This is a genomic window from Paenibacillus sp. JT22N1 (genome assembly GCF_059692155.1).
This window is the reverse complement of the sequence record NZ_JCAUAW010000016.1, coordinates 50,093-69,075: the sequence shown is the minus strand read 5'-3', so window position 1 is coordinate 69,075 and position 18,983 is coordinate 50,093. Positions and strand designations below refer to the sequence as shown.

At 45.8% G+C, this 18,983-nt stretch carries 15 protein-coding genes and 3 pseudogenes; 13 read left to right on the top strand and 5 right to left on the bottom strand.

Annotated features, from left to right (window positions below; all coding sequences use genetic code 11):
- Positions 1-38 precede the first annotated feature (38 nt).
- Positions 39-428 (bottom strand): hypothetical protein, encoded by a 390-nt coding sequence (locus AC58UU_RS27705; protein ID WP_497320454.1) that lies wholly within the window; start codon positions 426-428, stop codon positions 39-41.
- Positions 429-570: 142 nt separating this feature from the next.
- Positions 571-3,174 (bottom strand): Ig-like domain-containing protein, encoded by a 2,604-nt coding sequence (locus tag AC58UU_RS27700; protein ID WP_497320452.1) that lies wholly within the window; start codon positions 3,172-3,174, stop codon positions 571-573.
- Positions 3,175-3,377: 203 nt separating this feature from the next.
- On the opposite strand from AC58UU_RS27700, the gene AC58UU_RS27695 reads away from it, so the two are divergent.
- The 5 genes and pseudogenes from AC58UU_RS27695 to AC58UU_RS27675 form a co-directional block, all read left to right on the top strand.
- Positions 3,378-3,686 (top strand): hypothetical protein, encoded by a 309-nt coding sequence (locus AC58UU_RS27695; protein ID WP_497320451.1) that lies wholly within the window; start codon positions 3,378-3,380, stop codon positions 3,684-3,686.
- A gap of 127 nt (positions 3,687-3,813) precedes the next feature.
- A complete protein-coding gene (locus tag AC58UU_RS27690) occupies positions 3,814-3,981 on the top strand; it encodes a hypothetical protein (RefSeq protein WP_497320450.1) in 168 nt (55 codons plus the stop codon).
- A 118-nt stretch (positions 3,982-4,099) separates the two neighbouring features.
- Positions 4,100-4,228, top strand: a pseudogene (locus tag AC58UU_RS27685) (AraC family transcriptional regulator); the annotation flags it as partial.
- A 153-nt stretch (positions 4,229-4,381) separates the two neighbouring features.
- Positions 4,382-6,121: an ABC-F family ATP-binding cassette domain-containing protein gene (locus AC58UU_RS27680; RefSeq protein WP_497320449.1), complete on the top strand. Its 1,740-nt coding sequence runs from the start codon at positions 4,382-4,384 to the stop codon at positions 6,119-6,121.
- Positions 6,122-6,141: 20 nt separating this feature from the next.
- Positions 6,142-6,219, top strand: a pseudogene (locus tag AC58UU_RS27675) (DUF8821 family protein); the annotation flags it as partial.
- 138 nt (positions 6,220-6,357) lie between these two features.
- Here AC58UU_RS27675 and AC58UU_RS27670 read toward each other — a convergent pair.
- From AC58UU_RS27670 to AC58UU_RS27660, 3 genes are all read right to left on the bottom strand, one after another.
- Positions 6,358-7,647: a glycosyl hydrolase family 18 protein gene (locus AC58UU_RS27670; protein ID WP_497320448.1), complete on the bottom strand. Its 1,290-nt coding sequence runs from the start codon at positions 7,645-7,647 to the stop codon at positions 6,358-6,360.
- Positions 7,648-7,831: 184 nt separating this feature from the next.
- The gene (locus AC58UU_RS27665) at positions 7,832-9,706 is read right to left on the bottom strand and encodes an alpha/beta fold hydrolase (protein ID WP_497320447.1); all 1,875 of its coding nucleotides are present in this window, start codon (positions 9,704-9,706) and stop codon (positions 7,832-7,834) included.
- Between the two features lie 62 nt (positions 9,707-9,768).
- Positions 9,769-10,350, bottom strand: a complete 582-nt coding sequence (locus AC58UU_RS27660) for a TetR/AcrR family transcriptional regulator (protein ID WP_497320445.1) — start codon at positions 10,348-10,350, stop codon at positions 9,769-9,771.
- Positions 10,351-10,459: 109 nt separating this feature from the next.
- Between AC58UU_RS27660 and AC58UU_RS27655 the strand changes: the two genes are divergently transcribed.
- The 8 genes and pseudogenes from AC58UU_RS27655 to iolE all read left to right on the top strand — a co-directional run bounded on the left by AC58UU_RS27655 (position 10,460) and on the right by iolE (position 18,976).
- Positions 10,460-11,233, top strand: a complete 774-nt coding sequence (locus tag AC58UU_RS27655) for a hypothetical protein (protein WP_497320444.1) — start codon at positions 10,460-10,462, stop codon at positions 11,231-11,233.
- A gap of 10 nt (positions 11,234-11,243) precedes the next feature.
- The gene (locus AC58UU_RS27650; RefSeq protein WP_497320443.1) at positions 11,244-11,699 is read left to right on the top strand and encodes a hypothetical protein; all 456 of its coding nucleotides are present in this window, start codon (positions 11,244-11,246) and stop codon (positions 11,697-11,699) included.
- Between the two features lie 346 nt (positions 11,700-12,045).
- Positions 12,046-12,246: pseudogene (locus AC58UU_RS27645) on the top strand (YiaA/YiaB family inner membrane protein); the annotation flags it as partial.
- Positions 12,238-12,504 (top strand): YiaA/YiaB family inner membrane protein, encoded by a 267-nt coding sequence (locus AC58UU_RS27640; protein WP_047683140.1) that lies wholly within the window; start codon positions 12,238-12,240, stop codon positions 12,502-12,504. The pseudogene AC58UU_RS27645 and the gene AC58UU_RS27640, both read left to right, overlap by 9 nt.
- Positions 12,505-12,659: 155 nt before the next feature.
- The gene (locus AC58UU_RS27635) at positions 12,660-14,462 is read left to right on the top strand and encodes a sensor histidine kinase (RefSeq protein ID WP_497320441.1); all 1,803 of its coding nucleotides are present in this window, start codon (positions 12,660-12,662) and stop codon (positions 14,460-14,462) included.
- On the top strand, positions 14,459-16,015 hold the full coding sequence (locus AC58UU_RS27630) for a response regulator transcription factor (RefSeq protein ID WP_497320439.1): 1,557 nt from the start codon (positions 14,459-14,461) through the stop codon (positions 16,013-16,015). The genes AC58UU_RS27635 and AC58UU_RS27630 overlap by 4 nt, the downstream gene beginning before the upstream one ends.
- A 162-nt stretch (positions 16,016-16,177) precedes the next feature.
- On the top strand, positions 16,178-18,043 hold the full coding sequence (gene iolD, locus AC58UU_RS27625; RefSeq protein WP_497320437.1) for a 3D-(3,5/4)-trihydroxycyclohexane-1,2-dione acylhydrolase (decyclizing): 1,866 nt from the start codon (positions 16,178-16,180) through the stop codon (positions 18,041-18,043).
- A 24-nt stretch (positions 18,044-18,067) separates the two neighbouring features.
- On the top strand, positions 18,068-18,976 hold the full coding sequence (gene iolE, locus AC58UU_RS27620) for a myo-inosose-2 dehydratase (RefSeq protein WP_497320436.1): 909 nt from the start codon (positions 18,068-18,070) through the stop codon (positions 18,974-18,976).
- The last annotated feature ends 7 nt before the right edge of the window (positions 18,977-18,983 follow it).

Genomic DNA, 18,983 nt, shown 5'->3' with positions numbered 1-18,983 from the left:
GGTAAAAGGCCGTTTTAACCAACCTCAAATTTCACACACTAAGAAGTCCGGGGACGTTTGCGGAGTCCGAGCAGTCCGAGTAAACCAAGCAAACCTAGGTAATTCAACCAAGGCGAAGCTTTGTCTTTCGCATCACTTACTGCCTGGGTATGGACCTTTAAAGCCTTCATCGACGTTGGCGGTGTAAGTCCATATGCAGCCGAATGACTATTCATACTGCTCATTGTACGCAAATTAGCATCCGCGCCAGGCATGCCGAACGGATTCGTGTCAAAGAAAGTTGGTGAACCTTGTTTGGCAGCTTCCCAACTATCTGCTTGCGAAATCATTTGCTGGGCAGGAGGATGCATACGATACTGATGAGCCCCAAGGAGGGCTGTGATTGACAAAAAAGAAATCATCCCCAACTTTATAAATCTAGAAACCATGATCCATACCTCCAAGATTTGTTGAATGGGTTCTGTAAGTGTAGGTATGGATATATTCCCCTATGTGCAAGAACTTATGCTGCTTTCTGTAAAATTGAAAAAACCGCTGTCCCCCAATTTGGGAACAACGGTTTCATTGGTATTACTTTGTAACTGTCACTTGTACGGTCGTTCTCATGTTGGAATATGTGACCGTAATTCTAGCAGTTCCTTTGCCGGTTGCTCGGATGATACCATCCTTCACATCAGCAATCATGATGTTCGACGATGTCCATAATGCAGGTTTGGTTACATCTTCTTCAGACCCGTCTGTGTAGGTAGCTAGCGTCTCAATCTTAGCCGTTTTGCCTTCTTGCAGCTCGATTTTGACGACATCTGTTTTCAAATATTTCAGTGAATCGATTTCCACGGGAATAGCGACCATTTTGCCGCCGAATGATCCGGTGATCGTTGTTTTGCCTGAACCAGTAGCTGTGAAAAGCCCATCCGTAACGGTTCCTAGCTTATAGGCCATGACTTTCCAAGTTGCTGTTTCCGTGACATCTTTGGTAGTGCCATCCGCTAAAGTAGCGGTTAATTTCACTTGTACTTGATCGCCGCTTTTGGTAACGATGAAAGATTTATCAGCGACTAGTGTCTGTATCACGCCGATTTCAACCGGAATGGATACACTTTTACCGCCATAAGTTGCCGTTATAGTTGCTTTACCTCGGGATACCGGTGTTACAACACCCTTGGATACTAGTGCGATGGTGCTGCTGCTCGATTTCCACTCAGCCTCATTAGTGACAGTGCGAGCTGCGCCGCTAGCATCTGTAGCCGTCAGTACGATGGATCTAGTTTCATTCATGTCAAAAACTAGATTGGCGACATTCGCGGATAGATCGCTAGCCATATCGACTGTGACCGAGATAGTAATTGTCTTGCTATCCAGTTGAGCTGTGAGGGTCGTTTCTCCAGAAGCTATAGCTTTTACTTTACCTCCGTCAACAGTGGCTACTTTGAGATTACTGCTTGTCCAGATGACATCTGCGGCTGCATTGCTATTTTTTGTATCATCGGTATATGTAGCTTCTGCTGTTAAAGTAACAGAATCGCCTTTTTTCATCACTAGCTTTTCTTGGCTGACCGTCAAACTTTTCAGTACGCCAACCGATACTTGAATGCTAGTTGTGCGTGTACCGTATTTCCCTGTAATCGTTGCTGTGCCGGTAGAGATCCCTGTGATTTCACCGCCCCGTACTTCGGCGATATCTTTGGAGCTGGTCGTCCATTCTGCCAGGGATGTAACATCCAATTCTCTATTGTCTTTGAAATAAGCGGTCAACGTGACTTTATCGGACCCGCCTTTTTGTAAATTAACGGCTTTTTTACTTGCTTTGATAGACGTAGGGATATCGACTTCGACTTTGGTTGTCGTTGTTTTGCCGCCGTATTTAGCGGTTACCGTGGCTTCACCGGATTTATAAGCTTTAACTAATCCTTTACTGACAAATGCAACGGCGTCGTTATCCACACTCCAAGTCGCACTATCTGCAATGGTATTGTCGCTTGTACCATCGGCATAAGTAGCAGTCAGAGTAAGGGCGGGAAGCACTTGGCCTACTTGCATAGAGAGTAGGTCGGTACTAACGACTAAACGGCGAGGAACTTCAACGTCAACGTTAGCTGTAACTACTTTATCACCGTATTTGGCATAAATCGTCGCTTCACCGATGGATATGGCAGTTAGCTTACCTTTGGTGACTTGGACGATATCTTCGTCACTCGAAGCCCATTCAGCGCGATCTGTAAAGTTAACAGGTGTAGCGCTGTCGATGTAGGTAGCTTCTAATTTCAGATCTTTAATTGTATTTTTCTTCATTAAGACATTTGGTTGATCTAATGTGAGTTTCAACGTACTGTCCACATCGACTTTAACCGTTGTCGACTTAGTACCGTATGTAGCAGTTAAATTAGCTGTACCTACACCGTAACCTTTAACTGAACCATTAATTACATCAGCAACGTTCGGTTTGTCAGTGGTCCATACTGCTTTAGCGGATACGTCAGCGTTTGTACCATCTGGGTAGGTAGCGTTCAGTACGATTGGTTCCGTTCCATTAAGCAGTAGGGATATATTGGACTTCACAGCATCAATACGTCTTACAACTTCAACATCGACTGGCAATGTCAGGGATTGATTCATGTATTTAATCGTAATCGTTGCACTGCCGGGATTTTGTCCCTTCACTAGACCATTTGTTACCGTCACAATGGAGCTCGTATCGACGGTGTAATCAGCCTTGCTCGTTACATCTTCGGAAGTGCCATCATCGTAAAAAGCTGTAATTTTAACTTGATCTGTCGCATTAAGGCGAAGAGCCAGGGACTGTTTATCTTTGGTTAACGATTTTACCTTTTTGCTAACATCAACGTTAACGATTACGGTCTTACCCATATATGTGGCAGTTATTACGGCCTTGCCTTCTTTTTTGGCTGTTACCACACCCGCATAGACGGAGGCAACATCGGTCGAACCTGAATTCCAATCGGTTTTGACGGTTGCATTCTCGGTAGAGCCGCTTACGAAGATGGCGGTTGCTGTCAGATTGGCTGTATCTCCGACTTGCAAGGCAAGCTCGTTTTTATTCAGGACGAGTTTCGAAATCTCATCAGCTGCAAAAGCGGTTCCTGTCACTAAGGATTGCGTAGCTAAAATAAAGATAAATACCAAGGATAACCACTTACTGTGTCTAGACTTCATTTCTCTCGTTCCCTCCATTGTTGTTCCTCTACGATTTATAAATGAAAATTATGGAACGCTACTATTATCGGAAGCTAGGGGTATAAAATGAATAGATGTCACAATAAATACCCAAAAACATCCATGGAATAATAGTTTCACTTCCATACTCGCCAGCAAGTTTGTGCGTCACGCCCTTCCTATTTGGATCATAAGGATAACTGATGAAAATAAGTTCAATCTATGTAATTGGTAAAAATTACTTAAGCTTAGACGGGAGGCTGCAAACAAAGGTTGCAGCAAGTTTCTATTATTTACGGAGGCAGGCTGAGGTTGGAAAAAAGGAGGATCCGCCGAGGGATCCTCCTTTAGAAAGGTCGAAATACCTGAACTTGAGGGATTTGATTGGATTATATCCAATGATGTCTTTGGGGTTAGTTCCATTGGATTTATACAGTGGAATATGTGGAAAAAGAGCTGGTTTTGGAGCGTTCTGTTGGATTAACTCCAATGAAAGTGGGCGAATAAGGTGAATGAGCCTGATTTGATTGTATTTTATCCAATGGAGCAAATGAGGGGGAGTTTGTTGGTTATGCATTTACAGATATTAACCGTAGGGAAATTGAAGGAGCGCTAATCTCGCGATCCGTCCACGAGTATGTGAGGCGCATTGGGCCGTATGCCAAGGTGCAGATGATAGAAGTGCCGGACGATAAGGCACAAGAGAACATGTGCCCTGCTGAGGAACAGCAGCTGATGCGGTTGGTGCTGGTGGAGCATGTTAATCGCATGATACGGATAAATCGCAGGGAACCATACCATAAGTAAGGCAAGTTTTTATTGTACAACTCGAGTCAAGTATGCAAAAAACGCCGGTGATATGATCAAAAGGAAAGGAGGGAAGACTTCTATGTGCGAATGGAATGAAATGGAACAGCTAGGAGCTCCTCGACCTATTCCGTTGGCTATTCGTCAGGAGGTATTCTCGCCTTATCATTATTTGATCAAGGAGCTAGATAAGATGAATAAGGTGCATTTACAACCGGCAGAGATCAAAGTCGAGTTCATTCCGGCGCTTTTATGAGGATAGTTGAGAAGTAGCATGGAAATTTGACCCCATTGAAGTTGGTTGTAAACAGTGTTAGTCTAACAACGGTAAACTCAAAATCTATATTTTGCAATACATTTAACAATAGTCACTATTTTAGTTATAAAGAAAGGTAATACTATGATAAAAGTTGATAACTTATCCTTCTCATTTCCGCAAAAAGAACTATATAAAAACATTTCATTTACGCTTGAAGAGGCACAACATTGCGCTTTTATAGGAACAAGTGGCAGTGGGAAAAGTACATTGATAGATATACTGATGGATCCAGAAAGATATTTGTTCGAGGGCATGTTAGAAATAGATCCGACTTGCAAAATTAGGCATGTAAGTCAATTTCCACAATTCGACAAAACGAAAGAAACAACAGTTTTTGAATATATAGGGGAAGAATTTATTAAGATACAAAATGAAATAACAGCTATTTGTACTGAAATGGAAACATCATCGGATATGGATGCGTTATTAGAAAAGTATCAATTAGCTTTAGACAAATTTGATTCAATCGGTGGGGCTGATTTTGAAAGCAACATTAATAAGAAACTAAATCTAGCAAACCTCATGAAGCTAAAAGATCTTAGGGTATCCGACCTGAGTGGTGGGGAATTCAAACTTATTCAAGTGATGAAGGAAATGCTTAGTAGTCCAGACTTAATGATTATGGACGAACCAGATGTATTTTTAGACTTTGAAAATCTAAATGCGCTTAAAAATCTTATTAATTCTCACAAAGGAATGCTGCTAGTTGTTACGCACAACCGATATCTATTGAATCATTGTTTCAACAAAATTCTACACCTTGAAAACATGGAGATCCAAGAGTTTGATGGGCGGTATATTGAGTATAATTTCTCATTACTTCAGACAAAAATTGAGTTGCAAGAAATCGCAGTCGCTGAACAAGAAGAAATTGAGAGATACGATAACATTATTGATAATCTTAGAGCTATCGCAACTTATAATTCAGAAGCCTCTAGAGGTAGAGCGTTAAAAGCTAGAGTTAGGTTTCAAGAGAGATTGGAAGCGCGTAGAATTAAAGCGCCATTTGTTGATATTAAGCAGCCGAATATTAGTTTCGGTATTGATAATGAAATGGAAGACACCATTGTTATAAATGTCAATAATTATCATGTTACGTTTGATGAGTTGCTTTTAGACAATGTTAACTTTGAGATAAAATCTACGGATAAAGTAGCCATTATTGGTCCAAACGGTACCGGGAAAACGACTTTACTCCGAGATATCTTTAAAAATAATCATGCTTCAATTGAAATAAATGCTGATGTTAAGGTGGCTTATCTATCTCAGAATCAAGGAGAAGTGCTAAAGGATTCTAATACAATACTAGAAGAATTCATCGATGCTGGGTTTAAAACTTATGATGAGGTTAGATCGTATATTTCAAACTATGGCTTTGAAGGAGAAATCGTTAATCAAAAGATAGAATCTTTATCTGGTGGAGAAAAAAATATGCTTCAATTGGCTAAAGTTTCTGCCAGTAAAGCAAACGTATTGCTTCTTGATGAACCGACAAGCCATTTAGACACCTATACACAAATAGCACTGGAGAAAGCCATTGAAGACTATAAAGGTGCGATTCTCATGATTTCTCATGATTTCTATTCTGTTGTAAATGGTATGGATTATGTTTTAATCATTGACGATAAGACGATTAGAAAAATGAGTATGCGAAAATTTAGACAGATGATTTATGCTAGTCATTTTGATAGAGACTATTTAGAAACGGAACAAAATAAAAAATCGCTTGAAATGAAAATAGAATTGGCTTTACAAGATACTAATTTTGAACTTGCAAAAGTATTGGTTGATGAGCTAGAAGAGCTGATTAAGTTGCTTTAAATTACAACTCTCTGATCGAAATGAAGACCCCACAGGAATTAGAAGAGAAGTTTAAGTTTGCCCGGCAGAAGTCTAAACTAGCGGGAACCATACCATAAGTAAGGCAAATTGTTTGGATAAAATTGTATCGAAACTAGGATATGAATATAAGCAAATGCGCGTTAAACCCAAAAAGGACCGTCAGGATGATCTTTCCTGACGGTTTTTCTTCATAAGTGCGTCGCTTCCATTAGTTATTAAGATCGCTTCACGACTTTGAAATTTTCCTCAAGGAGCAGCCAGTTTTGCGGAAATTTAAGACCAAGCTTCCAGTAACTAATGCCGCGCAGGCCAAGCTCCTTCAGCAAACGGAATTTAGCTTGAATGGAGCGTGCGTCCTCGAACCAGACCGTGTGCTCCTTGCCAGCATCGTCCCAGTAGTTGAAGTGCGGGGCTTGCGCCGTGTAATCGTATAGGATCTGCGCATTATACTTGCGGGCCAGATCAATAGCCGCTTGCGGAGAAACGGCCTTAGCAAAGGCACCGCCTTTGACAAAGGGCAGTGTCCAGTCGTAGCCGTACAGATTTTGGCCCATCATGACTTTGGAAGCTGGCATCTCGCTTATGGCGTACTCCAGCACTTTGCGCACGGGACCGATGGGGGAGACGGCCATAGGGGGGCCGCCGCTGTAACCCCACTCATACGTCATGATGACGACGAAATCGGCGATCTGGCCATGCGCTCTGTAGTCATGCGCAGAGTACCAGGCGCCGGCTTGAGTGGCGCTTGTTTTCGGCGCGAGCGCCGTAGACATCAAATAACCCTCTTGATGGAGTTGTGCCGCCGCTTTACGAAGGAAGCGTGTGTAGGCTTCGCGATCATCAGGGAACAGATGCTCAATGTCGAAATGGATATCGCGGAAACCATATTGTTTGGCGGTGCTTTTAATGTTCTGAAGCAGATGATTCTGAACAGTGTCGTCCGTGAGGATGATATGTCCGAGCTCAGCGCTGAATTGGTCCTTTTCGAGATTGGTCACAACCATCATCAAGGTGACGCCATTCTGTGAGGCAATCCCGTGAAGATCATCCAGTGGAGGGGCTTGGAGGGTGCCGTCCCGTTTAATCCGGAAGCTGAATGGAGCTAAATACGTAAGATGAGGGGCGGCTTCCTTGGCGGATTGAATAAGAACGGGCGATACGTCAGTCCCGCGAGGCTCTAAATAGGCATTCACTTCTGCCTGTTTACGCGGGGTTGGCGGAATATAGAGGCGAAAGCCTACAGGTAAAGATTGATACATGGTTAGTCCATTGACGGAGGCGAGGGTCTGCAGGTCGATTCCGAGCTTACGGGCAATCAGATAGAGCCCTTCACCGGGCTGTACCCAGTAGTACGAGCCAACAATCGGAATGACCAATGCCTGTCCGATGACCAGGGATTGGCTTGGGGTCATCTCATTGGCTGTTGCGATCATATCCACCGACACTCCATACGTTTGCGCAATGCGGTATAACGTCTGTCCTTTCTGGACAACGTGGATTTGCATAGGGGTTCCTCCCTTTCTTCGTAAGCAAAGGCGTTACATCCGAGCCTACTTTTTTCTTTACCTTATTCGAAGGGAAGGAGATGGGTGTATGTCTACTGGAAAATGACTAATGGAAAAAAGCAAAGAACTCGATTGACAATCATACCGCGCTGCGGCAGGAAGAATCGAGTTCTTGTGATCATAATTATAGACCTTGCTGCCTCAGGACCTGAGCGGTCAGCGCCGGATGCGAGATAGGGAAGTGGTGAGCGGCCGCTATCTCCACCGTGCGCGCGGAGCGAAAACGCTCCGGCAGGTGGCACGCCCGATCCTGGGTTCCCCACAGGATCGATATATGTTGAAGCAGCAGCGCATCTGGCTGCTGCAGGGAGAAGCTCTCTGCGCGCGTCAGCGCAGAGAGGGTCTCCGCAGTCGTCTTCCGCACACGCGGCGACTGCAGTTCGGCCAGGACATAAGTGACATACGCGGGCGGTATGTCACTTATGTCCGTGAAGCAGCTCTGCGCCAGCAGCTGCTTCCGCAAGCTAGCCGCACGCAGCATGCGCAGCGCGGCTTCGTTGATTCGCGCGCTGCGGTATCTCCGCGCAGCGCTGTGCAGAGCAGGCTGCAGCAGATGCAGCCTGTGAATCTGTTCCGGTACGCGAGCGTAGGCGTGGGCGGCGAGCAGTCCGCCCAGCGAGTGCCCCACGAGCGTAACCGGGGTCTCGAAAGACCGAATCGCCTGGACAAGCGATTCGATATGCCCTTCTATCACGTCCGAAGCGTGGTGATAGGGCGAACGACCGAAGCCTGGGAGATCGACCATGCAGACGGAAGACTCAGGGAACTGCTCAGCCAGCAGGAGCAAGCAATCAGCTCCGCTTAGAGTGCCGTGAACGAACAAGATCGGAGGCTTCCCTTTGTCTGAGCCCAACCGTTCCAGTGTGGCCAAAGGCCCTCTTTTACCCCGTATATATCCATCTACCTGAGGGTGGGAATGAACGAGACGAAAGTCGAGATCCGAGATGGTATAGGGCATAATCGAGGAGTTTATCGCGTGCTCCAATCCGTACTTACGCTGCATGTCTTGTGCGGCAGTTAGGGGATAGGCCTGATTGACGTTTACGATAAAATCGAGTGATTCCTTAGGAATTCCGATTTTCCGTCCCAGTGGACTCCCAAGAACCTTCGATAACAATTTAGGTGAGATTGCTCCCCATGGTTTACTGACACGGAGTTCCTTGGCTATGCCTGACACGAGCTCTGTCATCGAGGGACTTTGCATCTTTTCATCCAGTAAGTAGTAGGTTTGGCTAACGGGATTCGATTCCTTTGCCAGAGCACTAATGAACTCAGCAGCGTGATTGACATGAAAGATGGGCAGCCAATGGGAGTTACCACCGGGTGTGATACTCATCAACCTGCGCGCGGTGGCCTGAACGAGAATACCAAGTCCGCCTGTTTGTGGTGTATCTCCATGCTCTGAGCTGCCAATCAGAACGCTTGGATGGACGACAGATAGAGGGAAACTTAGCTGCTTTGCTCCTTGGCGAATGCGCAAATCAGCTAGAAATTTCATGAGTTCGTAAGGAGATTCCTGCTCTAAACTAGCGACGATAGGTGCTGGATTGTGGAAATTATCATCTGTAAAGGGACTTTTGAAGCCAACAAGATGGATAAAATGCTGCAAGCCCTTGCCCCTATGAATTTGCGAAGCCAAACTTAGCAATTCCTCGGCGGCTTGCAGAAAAACCGCACGGGCCTCGGACTCCCCGATCCGAATATCCATCGGTCCACCCGCGTGAATGATGACATCTGCCGTCAGTACTGACGCCATGTCAGGTGCGCTTAATCCAAGACGGGGCAAGCTTAAATCTCCTATAACCGGGTAAAATCGCTCTTTTCCCACGCTAATTTCCCTCTGACCATCACCGCTGAGCCAACCTAATTGCTTGCGGATCTGCTCCCATCGAGCTTTGGAACGAACGAGCACCGAAACGGTATGATCCTCACGGGATAGCTGCTCTAACGTTTGTGAACCTATGAACCCTGTACCGCCTGTGATGAAAATATGTGCCATCTAGATTACCTACCCTTCATTATTTTTTTAGTACTAAATGGTACTAGTTATGATTAAAAAAATTACTTTAGCAACAAGGCTAAAGTAGAAAGAGTTTGACCCAACATGGCTGGGTCTTGGCTTGCATGCTGCAGGAACAGCCCGCCTTCAATCGTCGAAACGATCAATTGCGCCGTGGCTTTTGTCGGCAGGGTGGATGAAAACTCCTTGTTATGAACACCCTCGATGAGCAGGGCTTCCACTGTGAGCATTTGGTCCCGGAAAAAAACGCTCACTTTCTCCCGCAGTACATCTGCATCCTGTGGCATCTGTGTGTACAGGGTGAGAAACGGGCATCCACCTAAGGAAGTCCATTCAAGTCCTGTCAGGACTTGTAGGAGAGCAGTGAAGCGCTCCTGCACACTTAATTCCGAACGTGACACGGTCTTCTGGATCATCTCGTTATAGGTGTGTATAAGTTGTTCGAGAATTGCGGCCAGCAGGTCTTCTTTACGTTTGAAATAATAATAAATGTTCGTTTTGGACACTTTGCTCACTGCAACGATTTCGTCCATGCTGGTTGCTAAATAGCCTTTTGTCAGGAACAAGTCCGTTGCTACTTGAATCACAAGATCACGGTTAGTTAATTTCTTTTGCTTTTTCATAAATAGTACTATACGGTACTAAAAATCAATTGTCAAATCCGAAATGTATATCTTACATTCGAAAGAAGATAATAGCATTATTGGAAACTGATTCATAAGGATGCTGCACATGAGAACCAAGCCACGCCGTCAAATAGCTTTTGTCGGTTTATTAGGGACTACCCAATTGCATTTGCGCAATCCACTCATCATTGCATGGTGGGCCGCAGCCTATCCGGGCTTTGGTCATTTACTGCTATCCAAGTATTTTCGCGGCTTTATCCTCATTGGATGGGAAATGCTCATTAATACCCAGATGCATATGAACGAAGCGATCGTATACACCTTCACTGGTCAATTCGAGCAAGCCAATGAAGTGCTAAATATTCGGTGGATGTCACTTTATGCGCCTGTTTATTTATTTGCGATCTACGACAGCTATCGAACCTCCGTGGATCTGAATCATCAATTTCTTTTAGCTAAAAGGGAGAATGCCCCGATTGATTGTTTTAAAATGACCAGTATGGAAATTAACTACCTAGATAAACGCTCGCCATGGCTAGCGATGGTCTGGTCCCTGTTAATGCCGGGAATGGGACAGCTTTACTCCCATCGAATTATCATTGCTTTTTTTATACTTGTGAACTGGATTTTGGTTTCCTATTTCTCTCACTTGCTCGAAGGAATTCACTATTTACTCATGTGGGACTTAACACAGTCAGCAAGTGTGGTGGATATGCATTGGCTTTTATTTTTACCTTCTCTTTACGGTTTTTCCGTCTACGATGCTTATGTAAATACGGTTGAATGTAACAAGCTGTTTGATCACGAGCAGGTTTGCATGCTGCAAGAGGGCTATCAGCATCCCCAATTTCCATTTCCTAAATCTTCGCTTCGAAAATGAGGGTTACACCATGCATGTAATAGCATCATTTGAACATTCGATCTATTTGGAGCTGGCGATTACTGCTCTTGAAGAAGCGGGTATTCCCAAGGAACACATTTATGCTGTTTCTTTGCAGGCGAGACCCAACAAACCGAGGATGTTCGATACGATCCATCGCTCCGATGGCGTTAGTTTATTTGATGCTGGGACCGCCCTGGCAACAGCGCTCACGGTAGTTGGCTCTACCTATGGCTTTATTTTAAAAGGAGGGGCCATTCTTTGGGGCCTTATTGGCGCAGCTGTGGGTTTTACAATTGGAGTCTTAATTGATATTGCTCATAAAAAAAAGAAGAAAGCCAATCTCCCATCCCGAGACAAAATAACGGAAGTTATTGTGCTTGTCGCCTGCGTCAAAGAGGAAACCAAGCAAATTCAGGCTGTCTTCTGGGAGCATCATGCCTTTGGTGTAGCTATTTGTGATTGATTTTTTGCTGCGCAAAAACCACTATAGACCGGTGCCGAGTTAACGCCTTCTCAACGCGAGCGGTAAAGCACTGCCGCATGGCGGTGGTCAACCCCGAACGGGTTAATATTGAAATGGTTGGGTCAGAGGGGAGGCGAAAGCTTACCTCTATTTAGCATGTTTAGTTATGCATTTTGCTGAGTTGAGTGAGATTGTGGAGATATGATAATCATTCGTTAAGTGTCCATGCGTTCTTGGGTACTATTGGTAAATAGTACTATCTGGGAAGGGAATTATTTCCTATACTAAGAACAAGAGCAAGATACTAAAGCGTTGCAGCAGCAACCACAGGGGGCTTACTGAGATGATGGATAATCGGAGACGGAATACGACGGCATTTACTTTTATGGCATGGGCATCTTTCATTGGGGCGTTCCTAGCGATGTTCATCGGGATTTATACATTAGAAGAATCACTGAGTGTCAAAGGTTACTTCGCCGTATGCGCGTTGTTCCTGACGATGTCGGCTTTTGTCCTACAGAAGGTCATTCGTGATAATTTGGAGGATGGCTACGGTTCACGCAAACGAAATACAGCGGCATTCACCTTCTTGGCATGGAGCTCGTTTGCTCTAGCGCTTCTGGGTATGTTTATCGGCATTATTAATCTAGAGCAGCTGCTTTCTGTCAAAGGCTATTACGCTGTCACGGCCTTGTTCCTGACGATGTCTTCCTTTGTTCTCCAAAAAACGGTGCGTGACAACAACGATGATGAGCTCCTACAACCGGTTGAAAATAAACTCGAAAATAAATTCGAAGAGCTGTAGCACACAGCACTTTACCAAGAAGTTTAGTTCATGATCGATGAACTAAACTTTTTTCAATTTTTGCCTATATGACTAAAAGGATGGCAGGAACACGAATGAAGTTGCTATAATGTCGTCAAGGGATTGATCAATACTAAGATATAGGGGTTAATGAGATGAGATCATGGAGTCGACTTTTACTAAGCATTAACCGCAGCTTCAGGGTAAAACTGATTCTCAGCCTATCCGTCATCATTTTGCTGACCTTTGGCATAACGGGCTATTTAACTTATCGCTATAACTTGTCACTGTTTGAAGAAGAAATCAGTAAGCAGTTTTCGAGTACGAACGAAGAGGCACTGGCGAAGATGGACCTGAAAGTACAGGAGGTTGTACGGATCTCACAAACGGTCGTATTTAATCCCGAAATCGAAAAGGTCATAACATGGATCAATTCGAGCGAAGATTCCGATCCATTTAATCTGTATTATAATAAAAAGCAAATCGAAGAACAGATTTTCCAGATTAAATCGGATGCGCCCTACATTACGGGTATGTACTTATATGACCTCAAAGGGAATCCTTCTTATTTCAGCTATACCACCTCTTCCATTAATATGCCGAATGAGAGCGTATTCAGCGTAATTCGTTCCAAAATTAACGACACCTATGGGGATCTCGTATGGATTAATATGCCGTTGTCATCCTCCGTGGAACCAAGCGGGTTCAGAAACACAATCATTGTGGCCCGATGGATGAAAAATAGCGCTTTGAACACGTATGGTGTGCTCGTGATGGCTTTTGACGAATCGTTCTTCTCAGGTTCTCTCAAGGAACTGACGAAGAATGGAGAGGGCGAAGTCTATTTGTTCAACAAGAATAATGAGCTGTTATTTAGCAATTCGCCGGAGAGCTCCCTAGAGAAACGGGAACGCTTGAAAAATTTGAATCAAACTCAGGTTATGGATCAGCATTTGTTCGTTCAAGGACAGTCGAAAGTGACTTCCTTCAAGCTGGTTAGCGGAACTTCGCTTACAGCTATCCAAAGCAAGAATCGGGATTTATTTCAGAAAATCGTATACTCTGGCCTGATCAGCATTCTTCTCACCAGTGTTTTGATCGTACTCTCCACGGGCAATCTGTTACGGCCGCTCAAGGATTTGCTGCAGGGTCTGCGCAAAGTAAGATCGGGCGATTTCGATACTCGCATCGAGATCCGAACCAAAGATGAGCTGGCTTATATCGGAGAAAGTTTCAACGCAATGGCCGAACAAGTCGGAAGGCTGATCAAGGAAGTGTATTTGACGCAGTTAAGTGAGAAGGAAGCAGAGCTTAAAGCGCTGCAGGCCCAATTGAATCCACATTTTCTTCATAATATGTTTAACGAAATTTATTGGAAGCTTTATCTGCAAGACGAGATCGAAACGGCGGCCTTGATCGCGGCTATATCGGAGATGCTCAAGTATTCGTTGATGCCTGTACGTACGCTAACTACTGTGAGGGAAGAGCTTCAGCAGATCCGTAACTATTTGAAGGTGCAGAAGGAGCTGTTTGAAACGGACTTGGAGACGATTATTCAAGCAGATGATGACGTCCTGAATGGTCAGGTTATGCGGTCACTTCTCCAGCCATTGGTGGAAAATGTGTTTATGCACGCCTTTCGCAACAAAGTGTCTCATAAAGTGCTGTTGATTAAAGCGAGCAGTCGTGATGGCTTTCTGGAGATTGAGGTAACGGATAATGGCTGCGGTATGGACGAAGTAGCCATTTCGCAAATACTGGGCTTCGATGGCTCCTCTTTGCCGCAGCGTTCGGATGGGCGAGAAAGTCTTGGGGTTCGCAGTGTTGTAAGGAGAATCGAGCTGGTGTATGGTACGCCTTATCGTTTGGAAATCAATAGCGTGATCGAAAGTGGTACCACCATGCGTCTTGTTTTGCCTTTTGTAAACAACGTCGAGACAGGAGGTTCAGTAGCATGAGAATCGGGAGAGTATTAATTGTGGAAGATCAGCCGAATTTTCGAAAAGGGCTGATGAAGATGTTAGAAGGCAGAGAATTAGGCTGGGAAGTGGTTGGCGAAGCTAGCAACGGGCAGGATGCATTAGCGATGCTGGACGAGCTTAAGCCTGACTTGGTGTTGACCGATATCCGAATGCCCATCATGGACGGGATCGAATTCGTAGGGCATTTGCGGCAGAACTATCCCGACATGCTTGTCATCATTTTGACGGGCTACAAAAATTTTGAGTATGCACAAGCGGCCGTTCGACATGGTGCGTTGGATTTTCTGACCAAACCATGCACGGAACAGGATGTTCGTCAGGTGATGAATAAGGCATCCGAGCGGTTCTATGTAAAATATGCGCAGCAGCAGAAGCAGCAAGTGCAGCTGCGGCTCCAGCAAGATCAGGAGCTTCGAGCAGCTTTATTGGACTTACCTTATGAGAAGAGCGTAGCAGCAAGGCTAACGGAGGGCCTGGCTGGTAGGGAGCTGTGGCTTCTGCAAATGAACAGTGAGGATTTGGCAAATAAAGCGTATGGGAAAAGCGACATGAGTCTGGTGCAATTTGCGTTCTCCAATATCGCCCTAGAGCTGCTGAATGGAGCGGGGCTGGAGGCTCAGCTTCTATTGGTGGAGCATGACAGCTTTGTACTGGTTTCGGCACAACATGGTGTCGAAGAGAGCTTGCAAGAAGCCATTCAAAATGCTTCCTTCGAGTATTTGAAAATTCGCTTGCATATGATTTCAATGGGGATCGGCCCTTCTGCTAATGAGTTAGCGGATTTGTATAACTTGACCAAAGGGATTGTCTACGGACCTGTTAACAGCCTACCTGAGAGTGGTAGTGAGACAGGATCAGGGATCATGTTGTCGCTGAACCAAGCGAGGGTTAGAGAAATGGAAGTTCAACTGATGTCTGCCATTCTGGTCGGTCAGGAGGACAGTCTTCAGCTTCTTTTGGATCGAGTGCTGGCCGAGCTGTCTCTTTCATCGCCAGAGGAAATGCGGATAGGGGCGTTATCACTCTCCATTGCTTTGCTTGGAACAATACAGAAGCAATTTGATCCTGACGATAACAATGCGCTAGCCAGGATCCCTAACGAAATGCCGCAGACGCATTGGACCTCTGAGGAAGTCCTTCATTGGGCGGCCGAGCAAGTGAAGAGCTTCCAGCAGCAATTTAACAACTGGCAGGCGGCCAAAAGTGACAATCTGATCGAGAGAGCCGTCAAGTACATTGAGGAGCACTACAATGAAGAATGCCGCTTGACCGATGTGGCCTCGCATATTCATTTAAATCCAAGCTATTTCAGCGTCGTATTTAAGAAAGCAACAGGGGAAAGCTTTACGCGTTTCGTTACCCGTTTCCGTATGGATAAGGCGGCTTTGCTGCTCCGAAATACCGATATGAAAATATTCGAGATCGCTTCTGCCATCGGGTTTGATGAGCCGAATTATTTTACGAATGTCTTCAAACAGCAGTTCCAAATGTCACCCAAGGAATACAGGAATGGCAGAGCGACATCGTAAGGTTAAGAGCTATAGGATGCCACTGTGCCATTGCCATTTCCTCGTACATGAGTTTTTTTTGTAAAAGGCATTGCGATCGAAAACAATATGTTGTACTATCGGATTAAGCGCTTAACCTTGATAGATTAAGCGCTTAACCTTTATCGTGAAAGGAAGATGGTCATGAGTACGATTCGACTAACGATGGCACAAGCGCTGCTGCGTTTTCTGGACCAACAGTACGTGTCTGTGGATGGACAAGAGACCAAGTTTGTACGTGGTGTCATGGGGATTTTCGGTCATGGCAATGTGACAGGACTTGGAGAAGCCTTGGAACGGAGCGTAGGCGACCTTACTTATATACAAGGCAAGAATGAACAAGGGATGGTACATGCCGCGGCGGCTTACGCCAAGCAGCAGAACCGTCGGCAAATCTATGCCTGCACGACATCGATTGGACCAGGTGCTCTGAATATGGTGACCGCCGCGGCAACAGCGACAGTCAACCGGATTCCGGTGCTGCTTCTGCCAGGAGACAATTTTGCCTCAAGACAACCGGATCCAGTGCTCCAGCAGCTTGAGGTTGTGGGTGATTATACGGTGTCAGCTACAGATCCTTTCAAAACGGTCAGTAAATATTGGGACCGGATTGTACGCCCAGAGCAGTTGATGAGCGCGGCTGTACAAGCGATGCGAGTGTTAACAGATCCTGCAGAAACTGGAGCGGTTACTCTAGCTTTACCTCAAGATGTGCAGGCAGAGGCGTACGATTATCCGGAAGCCTTTTTCGATAAGAAAGTTCACTATCTAGATAGACGTCCTCCAGCAAAAGAAGCAGTGAATCGCGCTGTAGCCTGCCTGGTAGGCAAACAGCGTCCGTTGATTATTGCAGGCGGCGGAGTTCTTTATGCAGATGCGACGAAGGAATTAATGGAATTTGCAGCTGCCTTTGGGATTCCTGTAGCAGAAACACAGGCAGGTAAGAGCTCGTTGCCTTGGAACCACCCGCTGAATGTTGGCGCTATTGGTGTTACGGGCGCACTCGCAGCGAATGTGCTGGCGAAGCAAGCGGACCTGATTATCGGCGTAGGGACGCGGTATTCCGACTTTACAACGGCATCTAAATCGGCTTTTGCGAATCCGAAGGTGCAGTTTATTAATATAAATGTCAGTGGATTTGATTCTTCGAAAATGAGCGGGATCAGCATTACGGCTGATGCGAAGGAAGCGTTAAGTGCTCTGAAAGAAGCTTTGTCGGCACAACACTATGTTAGCGGTTACGAGAACGGTTACATAGGTTCTTTGAAGGCGGAGTGGGATGGCGAGGTTGACCGTTTGTACAATGCGGAATGTGAAGAGGGCTTTGCCCAAACCCGCGCGCTTGGGGTCATTAATCAAACGATAGATCCTTCAGCTGTCATTGTGTGCGCAGCGGGGAGCCTGCCGGGGGATTTACATCGCTTATGGCGATCATCGGAGCCTAAAACCTATCATATGGAATATGGTTTCTCCTGCATGGGTTATGAAGTTAGCGGTGCTTTCGGGGCAGCATTGGCTGAGCCGAATCGCGAAGTCTATGCCGTGGTCGGTGATGGAAGCTATCTGATGCTGCACTCCGAGATGGTTACAAGCCTTCAAGAGGGTCGGAAATTCACTGTGCTTCTGTTCGATAATCATGGCTTCCAATGCATCCACAATCTGCAAAGGGGTCACGGCAGCGACGGGTTCGGGAATGAGTTTCGATATCGTGAAGCCGCTACGGGCAAGTTGACAGGCGGATATATGCCTATTGATTTCGCAGCGCATGCTCGCAGCTTAGGCGCGAAGGCGTACAAAGCAAACACACCTGAAGAACTAAAGGAAGCGCTGCTTAAAGCGAAGGAAGAAACAGTCACGACGCTGATCGAGATTCCTGTTGTTCCGGGAACTAACACACAGGGTTATGAATCCTGGTGGCAGGTAGGTGTTCCTGAAGTTTCCGAGAGCGAGAAAGTGATTGCAGCGCACGAAGAGATGAAGAAAAACATACAAGCGGCGAAACCCATTTAACGATAAAGGGGAGGAAATATATCTATGAAAGACCTGCCATTTAAGCTAGGTATTCATCCAATTAATTGGGTGGGAGAAGACGTCAAAGAACATGGCGCTGATACCACATATGAACAAATTCTAGATGATATTCAGGCGTTGGGGCTGAAAGGTACTGAGATGGGCCGCAAATATCCGACCGATATTACGGTGCTGAAGCAGGAACTGGATAAGCGGGGGATACACCTCGTGTCACAGTGGAAATCCGTGCTATTCTCTGATCCTGCTTACAGGGACGAGGAGCTGAAAGCCTACAGGAAGCATGCTCAGTTTCTCAAGGAAATGGGCAGTACGGTCATTAGCACAGCGGAAGTTGGGGGCTCGCTCCACTTTGATCCGCGCCGCTCCCCGAATGAGAAAGAAGTACTGCGTCTTGACGAAGCTGGCTGGCAAAGCTTAGCCGAAGGACTGAACCTTGCGGGAGCAATCGCGCAGGAGTACGGTCTGAAGCTGACGTATCACCACCATGGTGGAACGGTTGTTGAAAGTCCGGAGGAAATCGATAAGCTGATGGAGCTTACGGATCCATCGCTCGTATACCTGCTCTTCGATACTGGTCATGCCTATTATGGCGGGGCAGATCCTCTCACTGTGCTGCGCAAGCACGAGAAGCGGATTGCTTATATCCACTTGAAGGATATTCGCCAAGCCGTGTTAGATGAAGCGCGCGCCGAAAAGGTCGACTTCGTAACTTGTATCCGCAAAGGGGTGTTCACCGTTCCTGGTGACGGCTGTATCGACTTCGCTCCTATATTTGAGGAGCTGCTATCTCAAGGATATGCGGGATGGGCGATGCTGGAAGGCGAGCAGGATCCGGCTGCACACAACCCTTATGAATACGCTAAGCAAGCACTTCAACATATAGAATCCCTCATTCCACAAGAAAGAAGGTAATGATCCT

What these genes read in the sequence shown, in the direction of transcription:
- AC58UU_RS27670 (WP_497320448.1), bottom strand. Translation starts at nt 7,647, where the DNA reads ATGCAAATCCACGTTGTCCAGAAAGGACAGACGTTATACCGCATTGCG.
- iolE (WP_497320436.1), top strand. Translation starts at nt 18,068, where the DNA reads ATGAAAGACCTGCCATTTAAGCTAGGTATTCATCCAATTAATTGGGTG.
- AC58UU_RS27700 (WP_497320452.1), bottom strand. Translation starts at nt 3,174, where the DNA reads ATGAAGTCTAGACACAGTAAGTGGTTATCCTTGGTATTTATCTTTATT.
- AC58UU_RS27655 (WP_497320444.1), top strand. Translation starts at nt 10,460, where the DNA reads ATGAGAACCAAGCCACGCCGTCAAATAGCTTTTGTCGGTTTATTAGGG.
- AC58UU_RS27635 (WP_497320441.1), top strand. Translation starts at nt 12,660, where the DNA reads ATGAGATCATGGAGTCGACTTTTACTAAGCATTAACCGCAGCTTCAGG.
- AC58UU_RS27680 (WP_497320449.1), top strand. Translation starts at nt 4,382, where the DNA reads ATGATAAAAGTTGATAACTTATCCTTCTCATTTCCGCAAAAAGAACTA.
- AC58UU_RS27705 (WP_497320454.1), bottom strand. Translation starts at nt 428, where the DNA reads ATGGTTTCTAGATTTATAAAGTTGGGGATGATTTCTTTTTTGTCAATC.
- AC58UU_RS27695 (WP_497320451.1), top strand. Translation starts at nt 3,378, where the DNA reads ATGAAAATAAGTTCAATCTATGTAATTGGTAAAAATTACTTAAGCTTA.
- AC58UU_RS27665 (WP_497320447.1), bottom strand. Translation starts at nt 9,706, where the DNA reads ATGGCACATATTTTCATCACAGGCGGTACAGGGTTCATAGGTTCACAA.
- AC58UU_RS27630 (WP_497320439.1), top strand. Translation starts at nt 14,459, where the DNA reads ATGAGAATCGGGAGAGTATTAATTGTGGAAGATCAGCCGAATTTTCGA.
- AC58UU_RS27650 (WP_497320443.1), top strand. Translation starts at nt 11,244, where the DNA reads ATGCATGTAATAGCATCATTTGAACATTCGATCTATTTGGAGCTGGCG.
- iolD (WP_497320437.1), top strand. Translation starts at nt 16,178, where the DNA reads ATGAGTACGATTCGACTAACGATGGCACAAGCGCTGCTGCGTTTTCTG.
- AC58UU_RS27660 (WP_497320445.1), bottom strand. Translation starts at nt 10,350, where the DNA reads ATGAAAAAGCAAAAGAAATTAACTAACCGTGATCTTGTGATTCAAGTA.